The organism is Rhizobium sp. Rhizsp42, assembly GCF_047304155.1.
Lineage (GTDB): Bacteria > Pseudomonadota > Alphaproteobacteria > Rhizobiales > Rhizobiaceae > Rhizobium.
The window spans coordinates 1-17,690 of record NZ_JBGLYS010000036.1; the positions used below are offsets into that span (position 1 = coordinate 1).

Sequence of the window (17,690 nt, forward strand, 5' to 3'; positions counted from 1 at the left end):
CCCGCAAAGCCGCTCACTCGCTACAGCGCGCTAAGGGCGCGCTCGCGAGCGGCTTTGCTACCGTCGACTTACACCACGCTACGGGGCACGATCGCGCCACCAGGCGCGGGCATTGATACTTGCGTGAATTGCGCTATCTTCAACATGCTATTCGAAGGATGGTTGTCACCTCTCTTCTCGGTCAGTTTTCGGACAGCGCACCCCCAGGGAGCGAACCGATGTCTGGAATCAGCCAGTTTTCACAAATGTCCATCGAACAACGCGAATTGCACCTTGAAACGCTAGCAAAAAGGCTGCACTTACTGGCGTCCATTGCTCAGCATGACGGGGATAAGCTATGGACTATGCTTGAGGAATTAGCCAACCAGCTTGACCTGAATCAATTAGCTATCGCGGAGGACTACTCACCCTCCTCGAGCGCTGTCGTTGAAGAGGCCACACTGCTTCTCGGCAAATTTGAACTGGACATTCCTAACGCCACGCTTCATTGATTCTTAAGAACCTTTGCTACCTATCGGCGTGCATTGGCCTGTTCTCTAGATCGGCTAACATAGGTTGTCGCTCGAGAGTTCCAAGCTCGAGAGTTCGAAGCTCGAGGGACAGGCAAAGCGGATTTTCCCAAAGAGCCCTTCGCCATCAACTTTCTCGTATCCCAACGAGTGTAGCGAATATGACCGACATCGACCACGTTGCCCATGGTTGGACCTTACTCGCCTTGCGAAGACCCGAAATTATTTTGGAGCGCTTTCGAAGCGTCGCCAATCGATTGGCGATGACCTGAGACCCAAAACTCCCTCCAAATCTTGGGAGAGTCCGTCATTCTGAGGAGGCGGACAGCATGAAACATTCACGGTTCACGGATGAGCAGATCATCGGGATATTGAAAGAGCAGGAAAACGGCCCGAGGACGGGCGCAAGCACGGGATATCCGAAGAGGCTTTCTACAAATACAAGGCGAAGTTCGGTGGCATGGAGATTTCCAATGCCCGCAAGCTGAAGGCTTTGGAAGACGAGACCGCCAAGCTTAAGAAGCTGCTGGCCAGGCGGCGGCCATGGCGCGGCGCTGAGTTGACAGGGAACATTCTGGCGCGCGGGGAGTTTCATCGACAGCCGCGGTTATACCCCATGCCCGCGCGGCTACCCTCTCTCCAATTCACCCCGCCCCGCGCGGGGTTTCTTTTTAGCCGTCGCGCTTGACGATTTCGATGGCGTCGTTTCGCTCGGCGTGATCGTGCACTTTATTGCCGGCGAGATGATGTGGGTCGGGCCTATCAGTTCCGCGAAGGGTTGCATATACAATCGAGGGTTACCTCATTCCGCGCTGGATCTCGCATGACGCCGTCGGCACGTGACGGAGCGCTTGTATGTTCGCCTGCCCGCCAGCGGACCGAGACCAATGGTGGACCGCCCGATGGAGCGACGCTCGCGGGCGGCGTCATGGAGCCACCGCTTGGTGAAGAGCGGGTAGAGCCTTTTTGGAAAAGAGAGACCTCGATCTCAAGCCCCCGACGCCGCGGCACCGGCGGCCACAACGCGACGGCTCTCTCTTACTCGATGGCGGAAGACGGTCGGCAACCCCATGGCCCAAGGTTAACCGTGCCGAGGATGGCAAGTGAAGAGGCCACGAGGACGAATTTCCATGAAGGCCGCCTATCGGGCTGGATCTCCACGGATGTATCCGATGACCTTGAGATATTCTCGTGGAGCACCACGTTTCTAAAAAGACGCCTGTGATCCGCGCTTGTTTCCTCATGGACCAGGGCCTGCCGACCGTCGTACGTTGTTACATCGCGGCTTCCGAGGTGCGCCGCGGGAGGTGCTCCACGACCGAATGAAGACCGCTGTTGTCGGCGAGGGTCAAACGCAGGACATTATCCACAGCCCTGCTCTCATTGACGTGGTTCGCGATTATGGATTTCATCCCAACGCGTGCAAAGCCTCCGAGCCAGGGCAAAAGGCAAGGTCGAGCGGCCTTTTCGGCATGTTCACGAGGATCTCGTTGGTGGCAGCCTCGACGACATGAACGCCCAGTTCTGGCACTGGCTCGACACCGTCGCCAATCCAAGCAAGCACGCGATGACCGGCTTACGGGTTCCTCATCTGTCTTTCAGCCAGCACCTTTCATCTCTCGGAGGGGCTGCCCCACAAAAGAGGTCAGAGAAGTGGTCGGCTTGCACTGATATCCCTCATGGCATGCTTGACCGATGACACCCGATCGACTAGATGCGCCACCGTCCACTTCCTGGGACATGCGGCAAAGAGAGAATTCGGCCTCGCGAGGAGGTCGAATTCTTGTCACCAATAACTTCGACAGCGACCGCACGAATAAATTGCTTCTGATTGCCGAGCGATACGCAGGAGGCGCCTTGGCGTCTCACACGATCGACCGCCGAGGCTTGCGTTCACTTCCATCCCCCGGGTAACGCGTAATGGGCAAGCACTCACCAGCGGGAATCCCGAGACACGTTTGGTGGGCGAAACGAAAAAAATAGCAAACGAGCACCAGTAGGCCTGGCTTAGCTAGATGCCGCCATGACAACCGCAACCAAGGCAGTGCCGATACGCGAAATGTTTCTATTCATGGTTTTGCCTTTCCAGTGTGAATGTTAGGACCATGGACCTTGCGTCATGAACGGAACATGAACCATTACTGGGCGGGACCGCCGGATCAGGGCGACGTGTCATCGCGCCGAGCCTTCCGATCGCGATGTTAGCCATCAAGGACGAGCATCATATTCGTCAAACGTGTTCTCTTGCGGGTCCGCCTATTCGACGTCGACACCCGTCAATTTCGTCCGGCCGCTAATAACCGTTGCCGGTGGAATTTCCGGGCCTAACATTTCGACGTACTTAATGTTTCGCTGCCGTCGAGATAGTCCTCAACACTTCCCGACACGTGGAGGGCCTCGAGCCCCTGTAACTCTCCCGGCTCTCCACACCCCTCGCCTTCAATTTATCCGCGGCGACACTCCGGTGATCGCAAACCCCGCGATAAAAATGGCGGACATGTTGATGAGGCGCATCGCCGATGATGTTGGAACTCACTCGCCGCTGACAATTCGCGGTCAGGGAATTGGAGCGGGTAGCCGGCGCCTCACCCTTTGATGAAATTCGGGGACCAGCGGCATGGTGCGTTTCATTGGCTCCAAAATCCACGCTTTAATAGCGAAAGCCATCGGGTATTCGAAAAGTCCTTGAAGCGGAGTGAGACAGTGCTAGGATCAATCCGTCCGCTGCTCCGGGCAGCACCCCTGACCCCGCTTGAAGCGGGGTTCTTTTTTTGAAAGCACGAGGATCTCCCGCCGCGTCGCCACCGCGGGCGGTGGTCATTCGCGAAATTGAATTGAGAGCGAGCGCTCAAGCGATCGGCGGGCAAGACCGCCAAGTTCAATCAGGAGCGGCTCGGATGGAATTGATTTTGATGCCCATGAGCTATCAACGTGGCTCTCCTCGAGTGATCAGCTTGAGCTCGCGGTTCATTGTGATGGAGGCGGTCCCGACGCCACCTTGTTGTCTTTCGGATAGTCTAGGAACCGGGATCGTAAAGGCTCCTTTTAGGTAGCGACCGCTTGAACAAGTGACGTGCGGCCAACGTGGTTTCTTTGGCCACTAATCGCGGCGGGTGTCCCATCATCTTGCCTGTTCCGCCCGAGGGCGTCTTGGATATCAACCGGTCGGGGAGCAGATTTTCCCTTCGAGCGTGGAACAACGTGACCGAGCCGTTGTTATGCCGCGGTCAATAGCGCAGAATCCTGAGGAGGAAACACAATGCGTATGAAGATGATCGCCGCGGCAATCCTCGTGGCTGGCATGTCAACGGCGGCTTTCGCTCAGTCCAACCCAGCGCCGGCTGGATCGACGATGGACAAGAACCACGGTGATACCGGTGGCGGCGCCAACACTGACATGAAGAAACCAAAGGCAGTCGATAAAACGTCCACTGGAAGCACAATGAAGATGGACAAAACGAAGTGCGCCAATCCGGCGAGCAGCGCTGGAACCGGCAAACTTCAAACCCAGGGTGGCAAGAGCAACGCCACGCCAGAAGACGAAGCTTGCGCGGCCCACAATAACTGAGCCGCCACCGGCGAAAAAGCCGTCATCGTAAAGATGGCGGCTTTTCAATTCGCGCTTCAGCCGTTTCCACAGTTAGCCACCGCGAAACGGATGACGAACTCCGTACTTGGGACTTCTTGTGCGACCCATCCATGATGGCGCGTTAAAATCTCTCGCGCATCCGGCCATAGGCATCGCGTAATTCGTCCAACGTTTTGTCGTATCGCGAACGTTTCGGCAAGGACTTCGCGCCAGCGACCGTGAAAGCGACGGTGCCCACGATGGCGGCGATCGCGATCAGCGTTGAGAGAGGGTGAAGCTTGACCGTCGCTTCCGTCCGGCGGGCAACGTGGCGAGCGCCGCTCTTCATTGTGCCAGCGAGATTGAAAACCTGTTCATGCAACGCTTCCACCTGCCGCCGGAGTTGTCCAATCTCGTCTTTCGCGTCGAAACCTGGCTCAATCGGAACCCCAACTTCGGCCGTGCTCGTGTCGACTATGCCGCGAGGTACGGGTTCACCAATCTTAGCCGCGTGGTCGGTAAGGGTTCGGTGTTCTTTCTTGATTGGCATGATGTTGCTCCCTGCGAACGGTTGGCCGGCGCTTCCAATGACGGATTACGTCGCTGGGCTCGCTTTTGTTCCATTCGCTCTGCGCGCATGGGAAGTGCATGCTGCCTTCGAGCGGAGAGTGGCGAGGTGATGGGTTGGTTGAAGGCCCACGTGTAGTAATCGCTTGGCGAGCAGTTTTCGGCGATCGGATTAGTGACGAGTTCGAAGGTAGCCGTTGGAGGCTGCGGCGAGATATGGTGCCTTGGCCTGATCGAGCTGGCGCGGCGGGTAAGACGGACGATCACGCTTGACGATCGATACTTCGTCCAGCTTTTGCCAGGGGCGGCCACAGGGCTACTTCCCCTTGGCTAACGGCCGCGGCGTTGCCGTTGTCGCCGCTTTCCCTGGCTCATGCCGGAATAGCGATCAACGGGAGCGTGTCTTCGGCATCTTGCTCTACTCACTGTTGCATTGTCGCTACAGACATTCGCCTCGAAATACCTTAGGTTTAGCGCAGTGTTTAGTAGGGGAAGCGTCATGAAGAAGTTCCTTGTCGCGGCCATGCTCGTTCTTGCCTCGGGCACCACGGCTTTCGCGGCGGATTTGGTTGAGCAGCCTGTCGCAACCGCCCCACCCTTCACTTGGAGCGGTCCTTATTTCGGTATCGACGGCGGTGCCGGTTGGTTGAACGGTGATTTCTCCGCCGGCGGGCCATCAGATTCGGAAGACTTTAACGGCGGCATGTTCGGCGGGTTCGTCGGCTACAACTGGCAGCTCGACAATAGCATCGTCTTGGGCGTCGAGGGCAATGTTGAATACAACTGGAACGACAAGGACTTCCTGGGCGCCAATGTCGGGAGCGATTGGTCTGGCGCCGTGCGTGCCCGTGTTGGCTATGCATTTGATAATGCGCTGATTTATGGCGCCGCTGGGTGGACCGCGACGCGTGGATTCGTGGACGTTCCTGGCTTTGACAAGGAAACGAAGACATTCAACGGTTACACCGTCGGCGCGGGTTTGGACTACGCGTTCACGAACAACGTCTTTGGCCGCGTGGAGTATCGGTACAATGACTACGGCAGCAAGGATCTGCTTGGTTTCGATGTCGATGCCGATCAGCATGTGGTCAAGATAGGCCTCGGCGTGAAGTTCTAAAACTCCCATGGCGACATAAAGCCCCGCTTCCGCAGGGCTTTTTGTTCGCGGCTCGTAAATTCAAGGGTGCCGTCGTGGTGGCGCCAGTCTTTCTTTCCGATGACGCGACATCGCCTTGTCATGCGCCGGTCGCGGGGCTCCCTCCCAGCATCCACCAATTTGTTGGGAACCAACGCGGATTGGCTTGGAACTTCACGGGTCACCAAGCATGGTGAGCGCGTTCTCGATCGCCGCTCCCGAGGCCGTGTTGTCGAACACGCACCAGCCGTCCGACGCCACCATGCCCGAGAATGACCTAATCTCGTTCGCTGTATAGTTGGAATAGTAGGTTTTTGGCTTGCCGTGCAGGCGCAAGTATCTCGGCGCCCCTTCGAATTCCCCCGCCTCCCAGACCAGGGCGGGATCGGCGAAAACCCGATCAACCGCATAGGCCTTCAATAGCTCCAGTGCCTCGGCCGCGGCCCAACTCTTGTGCCTGGCCTCGATGACGATCGGCCCGTCACAGCAATCCCGGATTGCCTGGAACGCGCTATCAAGAACACCAGCATCAAACGGCAGCGATGGCGGCAGTTGGCAAAGGAGCGGCCCGCGTTTTTCCCCGAGCGGCGCGATATCCTCAAGAAAGGTCCTGAACGGCTTGGCGACGTCTTTCAGCGCGTGGGTGTGGGTGATCGTCTTGGGCATCTTGACCGCGAACCTGAAGCGGGCCGGAACGGCGGCGGCCCATCGCGCGAAGGTCGATTTCCTGTGCCTGCGATGGAAGGTTGAGTTGATCTCGACACCGTTGAAGACCGAGGCGTATCGAGTGAGATTGCTTCCTTCCGTTTCGAAGCTGCCAGCGACATTTTTGGGAATGGACCAGCCCGCTGTGGCGATGATCGGCAAATCGTGCTCCTCTCTAGCTCGCAATCACCAGACTGAAACGACGAGGATGATTTCAAGGTTCCGCAATCCACCCAGGTCCCTGGCCCTAAAGCGAGGAACGTCTAGGAAAAATTGATTCCGAGATCAGCGTGAGCTGATCCCGTGGCAAGCAGCTCTTCCCAACACGGGGAAGGAAACGGGATATCGCGTCAGCGTCGGCTAACCGACGTCGCTAGGTTTGGGTGGTGGATGAGCTATCCCGCGCGCGACGTTAACGCTGCAATGTCGTCCGCGTGGGCGCAGCTTGAAATCGACGCGCGCTCCAGCCATGACCGCGACGACCTTTGGATCATACCACCGTCATGGAAATGGCCGGCTGCTGGGACAGGAGGTCCGCGAGGACTGTCATGCTCCGTCGCAATTCCTCGATGGTGGCGGGCGCGCCTAGGCCAAGCCGAATGGCCTCTGGAGCGTCCACCACCGCGAACGCGTCACTGGCCACGACGCCAATCCCAACCGAACGCAATCTCGAGACCAGTTCACCCCTGTTCCAGGGCTCCGGCACGTTTAGCCAGACATGGAAACCTCGAGGGGAAGTCTCGGCAAAGGTGGATAACGTTTCAGGCAAGACGCGTAGCCTCGCGGCGGTTTCCCGCATGATTTCCTTGCGCGCGGTATCCGCCAGGCCGGTCTCTATCCATCTAGAAGCCGTTGCGCTCGTGAGAGGCGAGACCAGGGAGGCGGATGCGCGGATGGCGTTGGTGACCCTATGGGCTCGCCCCTCAGGTACCGCGATGTATGCAACGCGCAAGGCGGGAGACAGGCACTTGGACAGGCTCGCGAGGTGGTAGACGCTGTCCGGCGCGAGCACGGCGAGCGGTGTTGGCGCGTCGGGAGCCAGGAAACCGTAGGCATCATCCTCGATAATCGGAACATCGTTTACTCGCGCCAACTCGACCAGCTCTCGGCGGCGCGCCAGGGGCATCGTGCGTGTGGTCGGGTTGTGCAGGGTCGGCATGCAATACAATGCCTTCGGCTTCATTGCCTTGCATGCTCTCGCGAACGCTTCCGGGATAAGTCCATGATTGTCCATCTCCAACGGAGCGAGCTTGAGCCTAAGGTGTGACGCGACGGCGCGGAAACCTGGATACGTCAAATGCTCCACGCAAACCGTGTCACCCGGTTCCACGAGAACACTCAGAACCGCATGGAGAGCTCCTTGAGCGCCCGCCGTGACGAGGACGCGATCACGAGTGACATCAGGCAGCCTGCGCGAGAGCCAGGAGGCAGCGGTGGCTCGATCGTCGATGATGCCTCCGGGCTCTTGGTAGCGCATCAGCAAATCGAGTCCACGATCCCGTAGGTCGCCAACCGCCTCCCACATACGCTGCTCGATGGAGCTGTTGGCGAAACGAGGTGGCAGGTTCATGGTCATGTCGACCAGACCCGAAGGTTCGGCGCGCGATGCAAGGCTCCGGCCTGCCGTGACATAGGTTCCCTGACCAACCCGTCCTTCGATCAAGCCGCGGCCGCGAGCTTCCGCGTATGCCCGACTAACCGTCGTGAAGTCGATGGCGAGGTCATCGGCGAGCTTGCGTTGTGTTGGAAGACGATCGCCTCGCGCGAGACGTCCACTGGCGATGTCAGCCGCGAGCGCGTCGGCGATCGCGAGGTAAATCGGTCCCCCGCTGTTGTCTAGCCGCGGTGCCCATGTCGTTTTTGCCATCGGTTCCATCGTGATCCAATCAATTCCGTAATATATGGATCTAAGATGGAAAGCCTTGTCAAGCGAACTACCGGGAACGCGCGTTCGGGCACCCGCCTTTGGCCAATTTTAGGGCGAGCTGGCGGGATTTTCGTTTTGATCGGCCGAACATCGCTCCCCGTTCAACGAGCTGCGACAATTTGGATAATATGCGATTTTGATCGGAGAATGTATGTAAGCAGCATCCCATCAATAAGTGGAAGTCGAGCCATGAGTTATGAACGGTCGCCGATATCGCCGATGAACGAGCGGGCATCCACCCAGCCATGGGATCATTTGACGCTGTGTGTTTACTGCTTCATCGGCCTGGCCGCGGCGGCGCTGGCGTTGCGTATCCAGGTCGTTTACGCGCCGTCCCCGTGGACCCACCTTCTCGTCGCCCTACCCCCTGTATTTGTCGCATGCATCCTGCCCTTGCGACTGCTGAAGGTTTGGCTTTCACGCGCCAAGGAAGCGCCGGAACGCGCGACCCCTGACCGCGACGATGCGCCCACGGTCGCCGCGATAGGGCCGTTCGTCGTTACACGAAAGCCCAGCTGGAAGTTTTCGGCGTCCGCGGATGAAGCCAGGACGCGCGAGCGCAAGGAGTCTTGATCATGGAGTGGATACCCATAGCCCTTGGAACCTTCAAGGCGCTCGCGCTGGGCGTGGCAATGTATTATGCAATCAAATGGCATTACGACCAGGGCGAGAAAGGCGGGACGCGGGCTCTGCTGCGCATGGGCGGAAAGGTTGCTGGCGCATTCCTATTGACGCTCCTGACCGTGGTGCTCTTCGCGTTCGTCTTGAGCAACATGCTCGGTCTGGATCTGAGTTATCCCTGAGCGCGTGGCGGACAGGCGTTGTCTGGCGGAAAATGTCGAAGCCGCCGTGCCTGCTTGATCCCGCCAGGCGGGCGAGCCCTGGTACCCGATTTAGGGTTTGCATCTGGCAAATATAGTTCCGCCATCCGATGTCACGTTTGTCCCACGTTCGGCCTCGGAACTTTTTGGCCTGGATCCGCGTCAAACCAAACGAGGGCTTCCACTTAAGGAATACCTGTCTCGAGTGCACCCGGACGACCGACCCCAGTTGGCGCAAGTAATCATCGATGCAATTATCGCGGACATCCCGCAACAAGACACTACCGCGTCCAGGGGGACGACGGAGATTTCCGCTTGTTTGCCGCTTACGGCAAGGCCCTTCGTGGCCCGGAAGGTGTCGCGGTGCTGTACTCGGGGATTGTTGTCCCCGCTCAGGCAACGAGTGCTCATTTCCTGAACTAGGTTCGTTGGTTACCACGCCAAAGCCACCTGCCCTAGGACGGATCAAGTCGGAAAACCGAGGAACCAGGTCTGCTAGCGCCGGGGCGAGCGCGGCATGACAGGTCCCGCGTGAACGGATCCTCGAAACAGATCGTATCGCAGCTTCCGGTCGCGGCGTCGGGGTTAACCCGCGCGAGACCCGATGGCGCACGCACGCCCAGGCGTTCGTTGTCTCTTGTCACTATGAGGAGCATCAAGGAGCGCCTAATCGCCCTGACCGAGCCGCGCGGTCACTGCGTCCTCGCGGAATCGCCAGGCCATCCCGAAGACGTCCGTAAGCGGTTCTCATCGCCACGACCGCCGTCTGATCGTCCCGAGGCTTCATTCCGAGACGGGGTTGCCGAACAGGTCGGTTGGAACAGCTTTTGAGCGGATGGTCGAGGACGGTTCGTCGATCCTTCCGCCGAACGACCGAGCGCTGCCCTTTCGCCCGGACCATAACACGAACTGGATTTTCTCTCCCGCCTTGATGTCGCGGTGCGCCACGAAATAACCCCGGTGGTCAGGTGCGTCCTCGTGTCCGGCTTTTTCATTTTCAAACAGGCAAACGTCGCCGCTGCGTGGTTTAAATGGCATGGTGCTCCTTTTTTTGTCTCGCGGCATGAGCGTCAGGGCAATCCTCTCGGACGCTGCGAACCAATCTGGGTCGCGATGCCTCACCCGTGCCGATGATCTTTTCTGGTTTAGGCAATTCCCGGACGTGGCGGCCCTGCCTCCATAAGTGGCGATCGAACATGGCACCGGCAAGACCGAGAAGGACCGCCATGCGGCCATGCCCATCGGCTAGCGAATGGGGCGTCAAAAATCTCACATGACCTTCCCCTAGTATCACCCCGTAACCTAGGGAGACAGGATGCGCGAGAAGAAGCTTCGAGAAACAGAGTTTGTGGCCGAGACGATCAGAAAATTGGCGGTCCCCGGTATGAAGCCAAAAGCGTTGATTGAAGCGGTCAAGGAAAGGCACCCCAATGCCTCCAAGAAAGACATAGCACGGGCGGCGTTTTTGACCGTTATCATGTCCGCGGAATATGATCCGGAGGACACGCAGGCGCTGCACGACCTCGCGAGTGGTACTCGTGACAGCGATCTGATCGGTCGTTAGACGGAGGTGGAAATTGACCCCTTGATGTTACCGGGGGCCACCGACCCGGACCGATCCATGGCTTGGACAACCATCAATGGATAGTCACGCCTGGGGGAGATTTCGTGACTTGCTCGCGTATCGCGGCGACCAAGCGCGCGGCCGATTTCACGATTTCGACCGCGATATCCGGATCGCCGCTACCCACGTCGTGCGCAAGTTCCTTGATGGCGGCGGCGGCGTCCCTGACCAGCTTGGCGAGCAAATTCTTATCAGTCGGAAGTTGCAACGCGAACCCATCCAACAATTTCCCGAATCTAACTAGGACAGCGGTGATCTCCCGCGGTGTCATCAAGGATGGTTTGAGATCTTCGGACATTCTCCAGGCTTTCTGGAAGCGCTTGTTTCGAAAATGGCAAGGTCGGGCGGATCTCTCGCGCCCGACCTTGCCCCTGCCTCAACGACGACCTCCTGACCTCCGTGAAGATCGTCGGAAACAATTCAATGGGGGATTTAGCGCGAACCCTCCGGACTTCAAGTTTCGTCTCGTCGAAACCGTGAAAGGCCTCAAGGCAAGGTGCGGTTTCCAGTCTCGGTCGCCGTGCCATCTTGGCGCTCTTGCGCTTGCATCCGCGCTGCCCGAAGGCGCCAGGTCTTAGCTTCACGTCGGCGACGCTCTTCCTCGATTGTCTCCCGTGCGACTTCATCGGTTCTGTCGCGCGCCTCCACCCGCTGGGCCTGGCTCAACGACCTTCGGCGTTTGGGCTGATCTTGGGTCATAATGACATCCTCCTATAAAGGAAACGCCGAAGACGAAGATAGGTCGCCGTACGAAAGCGTACCCTCGTCTTGATCGAGGCCATTCGGGAACCCGACCTTGGTCGCTGAAAATCGGCTCCCGGGTCGGTGGGACGATGTCGACTTCGCCACGCGTCAATGAGGAATGCGCGGTGGCCAAGGGCAACCCATGGCCTCGCCAAGGTATTCAGTGGAACGCGATAAAAGGGTTTTTCCGAGAGGCTCCTGACGCCGCCCGCGGCTTAGCCGCGTCCCGCCACCGGCTCCATGCCGAAGGATTTCGAGGTATCAAGGTTCGCGAGGCTTTGCGCGCGGCAAGCAAGACGCTTTCAGAGGAGGATTGGCCGTCGATCACCTTGTGGACGGCGCCGATCTCTCATGGCAATGTTAGCGAGGGGTCGGAACCACGGTGGCACTCACCCTGGTCACCATGATGTCGACCTGCTCTCCGGCGGAGGGCATACTTTCGATCCTTGAATGTTTTTCTTTTGGCGCGCGAACATTTACGGGTCGGTAACCGTTAGGTAATGGCTAGGCCGCTATGGTGGCCAGCAGTGTGATGTGAAATGGAAAATGTATGCTTAGAGTTTGGCGCTGCCTGAGTTTTCCGGTTCTCCTCTTGGTGAGCGCTTGCTCGACGACCGAGCCTCTTGTCACGGCCTCCACGACGCAGCCCCAAGCCCCGCGCCAAACTGATCAAGCGGTGATCGCCGAGACGGTTGGACGTTCCGACGCTGGCTTGCGCCCCTTGGCCTGGGCGAACCCTTCAACTGGCAGCGCTGGCGTCATTCAGCAAGTGGGACCTGTCCTGGATGGGGGGCAAGGCTGCAGGCAATTCATCAGCACGCATCAGACGATCACCGGAAGCTCAACGTTGGACGGCATCGCCTGCCCCTCGGGTAACAACCATTGGAAAATCAATGGCTAGTCGGGTTTCCCGCCTTGTAGAAGACATGGGCGGAGGGTACCCGGCTCACGCAACCGATCACGCGATAAGCTCGAAAGCCGCCGGCGACCTCATCACCACTTCCCGATACACCCGCCCTGTTTATTTGAGGTCGCTTCGGCGGAGCGAATAGACTGCGCCGGAAAAAGCCAGCGCCGCGCGATTTCCTGGAAGGCGAAAATTCTTCCTATCGCCGTCCGCGATCGTGCCGCGGCATATTTCGTCCCGCGACTGGGCAAATACAATCCCGTCTGAAGATTTCGTGTCAACCGGCGCTGCCTCCGCACCAGCTGCAACTCCCGAGAGCTGAAGCGCCCTGGACGCCACAGGTCGCTTTTTTCTCACTCGTTCTGCGTCAAGGTGTCATGGGGATCGGGACGGGGCCGCGCTCGGTGGATTTGATATCGAAAAGTCCGCCATTTTCTTCACGAAACCAGCGGACTCTCACCTTTGAAGATCCATCAAGGTGGCGTAGACCACGGGAACGGTAGGTTCAGTGCGCTTTGCCACCCGCCTCGCCGACGGCTTCCACGAAAATCACGCGGGCGGCATCCGCGCTCATGCGGCCGTCCAGAGCAGCCTTGCATGCCATGCGGGCGCGCAGAAACTTGAGACCACTCATATTGGGCCATCGGTCGATAAGGCACGTCATGGCTTCAAACGGACCGCCAACTATCTTCCGCTCTTGGTGCGGGAAATCGACGGCAACTGGTGCATTCCAAGCATTATTCGGCATCCTATCCTCCTCGCGACGCTGAACATTCGTATGCAAATTTATTTAGGGAGCGGAGCGGTCTAGAAAAGCATCGAGTTCGTGTTGGTACGGTCCCGGACGGAGGTCTCCTCCAGAGGCTTCCGGGTCTTGTCCTCATCAAGATATTGGCTCCGGCAACAAGGAGAACAAAAAGAACAGGAAAGGATGCTGGCGATGACCAGGACGCCGATCAAGAAGCCATGGGCTGAAGACGAGATAGGGACCTATTGGACGACCCCGGGCGAGGCATCTCTCGCCGAGGCCCATCCGCTTCTGATGGCCGTTCTCCTTATGATGCCAGGGCACCAGGAATGGTCTGTCTTATCGGTCGAGGCCTATGACATGGGGTCGGGCGGGCCGATTGGCTCGTTTGATATTGCTTCGACCCAAGGAGCGGCGGGGCGTGCGGCTACGTCAATGCCGTTGGTTGCAAGCAGGTAATGGACAAGCCCCTGTCGTGGCGCCGTTGAAAAATCTCCGCTGTCGGGCCGAAGCGAGAATTGCGAACGAATGCGCCGGCCGCTGATATCTAAGCCACGGAGGAGAGGCTGATGTCCAACTGCTTACCGAAAGGCAACTTAACCAGGCTCGAAAGAAGCATGAACCGCGCTCAGCGAAAACAATTCGTCCATCGGAGCCTCGAATAGAGAATCCGTGTCGCGGATCAAATCGATTTAGGCCTGAGCTTAGATGTCGAGAGCTGCTCGAAGCGTCTCCAGCCGTTCCATTGCGATTACTCCGTCAGCAATACCAGGCGCCGGAGTTGATGCACCGGCGAGCGCGGGAACAACGTCTGCCAGTAGTGAGTGATAACCCTTCGGATCTTCATTTGCCGCCGCGGTGAAGTTTGGCTTCCACGTTAGCGTGTCGCTATCGTCCTTGAGCGTCGCGCCTAGGTCGTCGATCTTGAATGGGGGATCGCGGTGCCATTTGATCTCGATCACGTCGTCGACCTCAATTCTCTGGTGATCGCTCATCAACTCAATACGCTCCACCGGCGTTCCGCGGGACTGAATGGTCCCCATCGCAATGTTGCCGATCGCTCCGCATTCGAATTCGAACCCGACATGGAAGAGCACGCGGCCGGGCGTTTTCTCGACCTTGCGGGCCGTAATGGCGCGCACGGGCGAAACGAGGAATGAAACAAGGTCCATATAGTGGACGCAGTGGTGCAGGAAGAAGCCGGTGTAATCGACGTTTCCGGCGAAGTATCCGGGCGCCGTCATATAATAGCCGGTTAGTCCCATCACCTCACCGAAACGGCCAGATCTGACGATGTTCGCAGCCATCCGGTTGCCGATCGAGTATCGCTTCATGAAGCCCAGCAGAAGCGGCTTCCTCGCCTTCTCGGAGGCGGCCAGCAGTTCGCGTGCGCCTGCCGCGCTTCCCGATGGCGGTTTTTCCATGAAGACGGGCAAGCCCCTCTCAAGCGCCGCCTTGCCGAAGGCCAGATGCTGGTCCGGGCCAACCGCCATGCCGATGGCGTCGAGGCCAGGCGTGCGCAGCATATCCTCGACATCGGTCACGAGATTGGTGACACCGAACTGGCGGCCGGCGCTCTTCAGGCGCGCGCCGTCAATATCGCACAGTCCGATCAGCTGTACGTCATGACGGACGAGCTGCGGGAGAAGCATTTGTGTTGCGTGAATGCCGCAACCGATCCAACCGATTTTCATGGTCATCGACGATATTCCGTAAGCAGGAGGTGGGATTTCATGAAGGCGCTCGATGCCGAGAGGCGATCGCTTTCGTCTTCGTGGGGTGCGCGCCACTGAGCGAAGGGCACGCCGAAACGGTCGTCCGTCCGTCGGAAAGGCTCAAGCGATATCGGGCCAGTATAGCCAACCTCGTGCAGCGCCCGGCAGACTTCGACCCAGTTGGTCATGCCGGTGCCGGGAAAGCCGCGGTGATTTTCGTTCGCCTGGAAATGCACGATGCGATCACCACCGAGCCGGATGGCCTCGGCGAGAGAGCTCTCCTCCATGTGCATGTGGAACGTGTCCAGCATAAGCTTCACGGCGGGATGATCGACAGCGTCGAGCAGTTCCATGGCCTGCTGCGTCGTGCAAAGGACGTCGCTTTCGAACCGGTTGAGCGGCTCGACCGCAAGGGCAACGCCGGCATTGCGGGCATGGTCCCCCGCCTCCCTCAACCCCATGACGCAGCGATCCTTGCGCGCCAGCCGCTCGTTTTCGTCAATGGGCTGCGGCGGTCGGCCCGCGAATACCAGGGGGTTGCCGGTCAGCGGTCCACCGACGATCTTCGCGCCGAGCCCCGCGGCGCAATCGATCGTGTATTTGAGATATTCGACCCCGGACCGATGAGCCTTGATCTCGGCCGATGCGAGATTGCGCTGGAGGTTGACACGGGCTGCGAGCACTACGCCCAGCCCGGCGTCTTCAAGTGCCTTGCGCGTCTCCTTGATGTCGAGCTCACCGACCTCGGGAACGAGAAGTTCCACGAAATCAAACCCGTGTTCGTGCATCTTCGCAAACAGCTGAAAATGCTCGGCTGTGAAAGGTCGCGCATACTGCATTGAAATCAACCCGATCGGGTTCATTCGCCATTCCTTTTTATGAGCGGGGTTCGAACTTTCGAACCGTATGGAGAATCGATGGACATCAGCCCTTGACTGCCCCCTGGGTCAGGCCGCCGATCAGGCGCCGTTGCACGAGAAGGAAGAGGATGGTTGCCGGCATGGCGCCGACGACGGCGCCCGCCGCGAGCAGACCCCACTCGATCTGGTATTCTCCGATCAGGGTCTGGATCGCGACGGTGACGGGGCGCACGTTTCGGCCGCCGAGCGTCAGGGCGTAGAGATATTCGTTCCAGGCGGTGATGAAGATATAGATGCCTGTCGAGATGATCCCCGGCATGGTCAGCGGCAGCACCACCTTCCGCAACGCCGTCAGCCGCGAGGCACCATCGGTCATCGCCGCTTCGTCGAGGCTCTTCGGGATCGCCCCGATATAGCTCGTCAGCATCCAGACGGCAAAAGGAATGGCGACGGTCGCGTTGGCGAGGATCAGGCCAAGATGCGTGTCCAGTATTCCGAACTTTCTCATCAGCACGAATAGCGGAAGAATAAGGAGCACGATCGGGAACATGTTGATCAGCAGGAACTGGAGCATCAACAATTTCCGGCCGGGAAAGCGAAACCGCGAGAAGGCATAGGCCGCCGTGACCGAGACGATCAGGCCGACGACGACAGTCCCACCGGCGATGATCAGGCTGTCCATCATGTTCTTCAGAAACGACGTCTGCTCGAAAAGCCTGACGTAGTTGTCGCCACTCCATGCCGCCGGCGACAACGACACTCCGTTGGCGTTGAGCGCCGCGGTCGGCGTCAGGGACGTCATGATCATCCAGGCGAACGGCGCCATTGCGAAGATCACCAGCAACGCGACCGGCACGTCGGTCGTCAGGATGCGCCGAAGGGTTCCGGGTTTTTTCACTTCTGCACCTCCCGCATCGTCCGGGCCAGATAGACGGCGACGAATGCGCCGAGGAAAAGGGTGAAGGTCACGGCGATTGCCGTTCCGTAGCCAAAATCGAGATTCTGGCGCGCTTTGATAAAGGCGTAGAGAGGCAACGTATGCGTTGCGTAGCCCGGCCCACCGCCGGTCATAACGAAGATCACGTCCATCGAATTGGCGACCCAGATCACCCGGAGCAACCCGGCGGTCGCCAGAACCGGTGCGATCCCGGGCAAGGTGATGTGAAGAAACTGACGCCACGGAGACGCACCGTCGATCGACGCCGCCTCGTATTGGCTTTTCGGAATTCCCTGCAGGCCAGCGAGGATCATCACCGCGAAGAACGGGAATCCCTGCCAGGTCAGGGTGGCGATGATCGCGTAGATCGCGACATTGGGATCGGCAAGCCACGGAACCGCTGCCTTGACGATCGAGAGGTAGATCAGGATGTCGTTGAGTACGCCGGTATTCGGATCGTAGATCCAGCGCCACATCAGCGCGATGACGACACTCGGCAGAGCCCAGGGAATAATGATCAGTGCCCGGGCGAGACCTCGCCACGGAAATTCGCGATTGAGCAGCAGCGCCGTCAACAGGCCGAGCCCCATCTGTAGCGGCACGGTCAGGCCGATCCAGATGATCGTGTTCCAGAGCGCCACCCAGAAGACAGGATCGTTGAACAGCTTCACATAGTTTGCGAAGCCGACGAACTTGCTGGCATTCGGCCTGAAGAGCACGAGATCGTGGAAGCTCGTCCATACCGCCTGGATCATAGGCATGAAGACGATGACGAGCGTGACGAAGACGGCCGGCGCCAAGAGCATGTAGGGAAGGACGCGTTCCGAACGCCATTGGATTCGGCTTCGGCGCATCGGGGGAGAGGTCGTCGATAAGGACATGATCGGCTCCGGGGACGAACTGCGGTGGACGGCCCCGGAATA

General features: G+C 58.8%; 17 protein-coding genes and 1 pseudogene. 8 read left to right on the forward strand and 10 right to left on the reverse strand.

Annotation, left to right across the window (positions count from 1 at the left end; all coding sequences use genetic code 11):
* Window positions 1-218 precede the first annotated feature (218 nt).
* From ACCD05_RS25730 to ACCD05_RS25740, 3 genes and pseudogenes are all read left to right on the forward strand, one after another.
* Window positions 219-491, forward strand: coding sequence for a hypothetical protein (locus tag ACCD05_RS25730; protein ID WP_112436017.1), 273 nt, complete (start codon window positions 219-221; stop codon window positions 489-491).
* Window positions 492-838: 347 nt separating this feature from the next.
* A pseudogene (locus ACCD05_RS25735) lies at window positions 839-1,041 on the forward strand (transposase); the annotation flags it as partial.
* Window positions 1,042-3,768: 2,727 nt separating this feature from the next.
* The gene (locus ACCD05_RS25740) at window positions 3,769-4,077 is read left to right on the forward strand and encodes a hypothetical protein (RefSeq protein ID WP_112436019.1); all 309 of its coding nucleotides are present in this window, start codon (window positions 3,769-3,771) and stop codon (window positions 4,075-4,077) included.
* A 142-nt stretch (window positions 4,078-4,219) separates the two neighbouring features.
* Here the strand turns inward: ACCD05_RS25740 and ACCD05_RS25745 are convergent, their stop codons facing one another.
* Window positions 4,220-4,627 (reverse strand): hypothetical protein, encoded by a 408-nt coding sequence (locus ACCD05_RS25745; protein ID WP_112436020.1) that lies wholly within the window; start codon window positions 4,625-4,627, stop codon window positions 4,220-4,222.
* A gap of 516 nt (window positions 4,628-5,143) precedes the next feature.
* On the opposite strand from ACCD05_RS25745, the gene ACCD05_RS25750 reads away from it, so the two are divergent.
* The gene (locus tag ACCD05_RS25750) at window positions 5,144-5,761 is read left to right on the forward strand and encodes an outer membrane protein (RefSeq protein WP_413396275.1); all 618 of its coding nucleotides are present in this window, start codon (window positions 5,144-5,146) and stop codon (window positions 5,759-5,761) included.
* 192 nt (window positions 5,762-5,953) lie between these two features.
* Here ACCD05_RS25750 and ACCD05_RS25755 read toward each other — a convergent pair whose 3' ends face one another.
* Window positions 5,954-6,670 carry a DUF72 domain-containing protein gene (locus tag ACCD05_RS25755; RefSeq protein ID WP_413396277.1) on the reverse strand — a complete coding sequence of 239 codons (717 nt, stop codon included), beginning with the start codon at window positions 6,668-6,670 and terminating at the stop codon, window positions 5,954-5,956.
* 304 nt (window positions 6,671-6,974) lie between these two features.
* Window positions 6,975-8,351, reverse strand: coding sequence for a PLP-dependent aminotransferase family protein (locus ACCD05_RS25760; protein WP_112436071.1), 1,377 nt, complete (start codon window positions 8,349-8,351; stop codon window positions 6,975-6,977).
* Between the two features lie 279 nt (window positions 8,352-8,630).
* Here ACCD05_RS25760 and ACCD05_RS25765 point away from each other — a divergent pair, with 279 nt between their 5' ends.
* Together ACCD05_RS25765 and ACCD05_RS25770 are read left to right on the forward strand one after the other, a co-directional pair.
* Window positions 8,631-8,984, forward strand: a complete 354-nt coding sequence (locus ACCD05_RS25765; RefSeq protein WP_162718086.1) for a DUF983 domain-containing protein — start codon at window positions 8,631-8,633, stop codon at window positions 8,982-8,984.
* Window positions 8,985-8,986: 2 nt separating this feature from the next.
* Window positions 8,987-9,214, forward strand: a complete 228-nt coding sequence (locus ACCD05_RS25770) for a hypothetical protein (RefSeq protein WP_181459301.1) — start codon at window positions 8,987-8,989, stop codon at window positions 9,212-9,214.
* 801 nt (window positions 9,215-10,015) lie between these two features.
* Here ACCD05_RS25770 and ACCD05_RS25775 read toward each other — a convergent pair.
* Window positions 10,016-10,270 (reverse strand): hypothetical protein, encoded by a 255-nt coding sequence (locus ACCD05_RS25775; protein ID WP_112980671.1) that lies wholly within the window; start codon window positions 10,268-10,270, stop codon window positions 10,016-10,018.
* A 277-nt stretch (window positions 10,271-10,547) separates the two neighbouring features.
* On the opposite strand from ACCD05_RS25775, the gene ACCD05_RS25780 reads away from it, so the two are divergent.
* Window positions 10,548-10,796 (forward strand): hypothetical protein, encoded by a 249-nt coding sequence (locus ACCD05_RS25780; RefSeq protein WP_112950591.1) that lies wholly within the window; start codon window positions 10,548-10,550, stop codon window positions 10,794-10,796.
* A 73-nt stretch (window positions 10,797-10,869) separates the two neighbouring features.
* Here the strand turns inward: ACCD05_RS25780 and ACCD05_RS25785 are convergent, their stop codons facing one another.
* Window positions 10,870-11,154, reverse strand: a complete 285-nt coding sequence (locus ACCD05_RS25785; RefSeq protein ID WP_111563937.1) for a hypothetical protein — start codon at window positions 11,152-11,154, stop codon at window positions 10,870-10,872.
* A 996-nt stretch (window positions 11,155-12,150) separates the two neighbouring features.
* On the opposite strand from ACCD05_RS25785, the gene ACCD05_RS25790 reads away from it, so the two are divergent.
* The gene (locus tag ACCD05_RS25790; RefSeq protein WP_111563935.1) at window positions 12,151-12,501 is read left to right on the forward strand and encodes an RT0821/Lpp0805 family surface protein; all 351 of its coding nucleotides are present in this window, start codon (window positions 12,151-12,153) and stop codon (window positions 12,499-12,501) included.
* Between the two features lie 511 nt (window positions 12,502-13,012).
* Here ACCD05_RS25790 and ACCD05_RS25795 read toward each other — a convergent pair.
* The 5 genes from ACCD05_RS25795 to ACCD05_RS25815 all read right to left on the reverse strand — a co-directional run bounded on the left by ACCD05_RS25795 (window position 13,013) and on the right by ACCD05_RS25815 (window position 17,648).
* Window positions 13,013-13,255, reverse strand: coding sequence for a DUF982 domain-containing protein (locus ACCD05_RS25795; RefSeq protein ID WP_111563934.1), 243 nt, complete (start codon window positions 13,253-13,255; stop codon window positions 13,013-13,015).
* A 704-nt stretch (window positions 13,256-13,959) separates the two neighbouring features.
* Window positions 13,960-14,955 carry a Gfo/Idh/MocA family protein gene (locus ACCD05_RS25800; RefSeq protein WP_413396281.1) on the reverse strand — a complete coding sequence of 332 codons (996 nt, stop codon included), beginning with the start codon at window positions 14,953-14,955 and terminating at the stop codon, window positions 13,960-13,962.
* Entirely contained in the window at window positions 14,952-15,833 is an 882-nt protein-coding gene (locus ACCD05_RS25805) for a sugar phosphate isomerase/epimerase family protein (protein ID WP_413396283.1), read from the reverse strand. Before ACCD05_RS25805 ends, ACCD05_RS25800 begins: the two co-directional genes overlap by 4 nt.
* A 61-nt stretch (window positions 15,834-15,894) precedes the next feature.
* A complete protein-coding gene (locus ACCD05_RS25810) occupies window positions 15,895-16,728 on the reverse strand; it encodes a carbohydrate ABC transporter permease (RefSeq protein ID WP_413396285.1) in 834 nt (277 codons plus the stop codon).
* Window positions 16,725-17,648, reverse strand: a complete 924-nt coding sequence (locus ACCD05_RS25815) for a carbohydrate ABC transporter permease (RefSeq protein ID WP_111563930.1) — start codon at window positions 17,646-17,648, stop codon at window positions 16,725-16,727. The genes ACCD05_RS25810 and ACCD05_RS25815 overlap by 4 nt, the downstream gene beginning before the upstream one ends.
* Between the last annotated feature and the right edge of the window lie 42 nt (window positions 17,649-17,690).

Excerpts from the sequence above, each read along its gene's own strand:
- ACCD05_RS25730 (WP_112436017.1), top strand. The coding sequence starts at position 219 with ATGTCTGGAATCAGCCAGTTTTCACAAATGTCCATCGAACAACGCGAA.
- ACCD05_RS25740 (WP_112436019.1), top strand. The coding sequence starts at position 3,769 with ATGCGTATGAAGATGATCGCCGCGGCAATCCTCGTGGCTGGCATGTCA.
- ACCD05_RS25745 (WP_112436020.1), bottom strand. The coding sequence starts at position 4,627 with ATGCCAATCAAGAAAGAACACCGAACCCTTACCGACCACGCGGCTAAG.
- ACCD05_RS25750 (WP_413396275.1), top strand. The coding sequence starts at position 5,144 with ATGAAGAAGTTCCTTGTCGCGGCCATGCTCGTTCTTGCCTCGGGCACC.
- ACCD05_RS25760 (WP_112436071.1), bottom strand. The coding sequence starts at position 8,351 with ATGGCAAAAACGACATGGGCACCGCGGCTAGACAACAGCGGGGGACCG.
- ACCD05_RS25765 (WP_162718086.1), top strand. The coding sequence starts at position 8,631 with ATGAACGAGCGGGCATCCACCCAGCCATGGGATCATTTGACGCTGTGT.
- ACCD05_RS25770 (WP_181459301.1), top strand. The coding sequence starts at position 8,987 with ATGGAGTGGATACCCATAGCCCTTGGAACCTTCAAGGCGCTCGCGCTG.
- ACCD05_RS25775 (WP_112980671.1), bottom strand. The coding sequence starts at position 10,270 with ATGCCATTTAAACCACGCAGCGGCGACGTTTGCCTGTTTGAAAATGAA.
- ACCD05_RS25780 (WP_112950591.1), top strand. The coding sequence starts at position 10,548 with ATGCGCGAGAAGAAGCTTCGAGAAACAGAGTTTGTGGCCGAGACGATC.
- ACCD05_RS25785 (WP_111563937.1), bottom strand. The coding sequence starts at position 11,154 with ATGTCCGAAGATCTCAAACCATCCTTGATGACACCGCGGGAGATCACC.
- ACCD05_RS25790 (WP_111563935.1), top strand. The coding sequence starts at position 12,151 with ATGCTTAGAGTTTGGCGCTGCCTGAGTTTTCCGGTTCTCCTCTTGGTG.
- ACCD05_RS25795 (WP_111563934.1), bottom strand. The coding sequence starts at position 13,255 with ATGCCGAATAATGCTTGGAATGCACCAGTTGCCGTCGATTTCCCGCAC.
- ACCD05_RS25800 (WP_413396281.1), bottom strand. The coding sequence starts at position 14,955 with ATGACCATGAAAATCGGTTGGATCGGTTGCGGCATTCACGCAACACAA.
- ACCD05_RS25805 (WP_413396283.1), bottom strand. The coding sequence starts at position 15,833 with ATGAACCCGATCGGGTTGATTTCAATGCAGTATGCGCGACCTTTCACA.
- ACCD05_RS25815 (WP_111563930.1), bottom strand. The coding sequence starts at position 17,648 with ATGTCCTTATCGACGACCTCTCCCCCGATGCGCCGAAGCCGAATCCAA.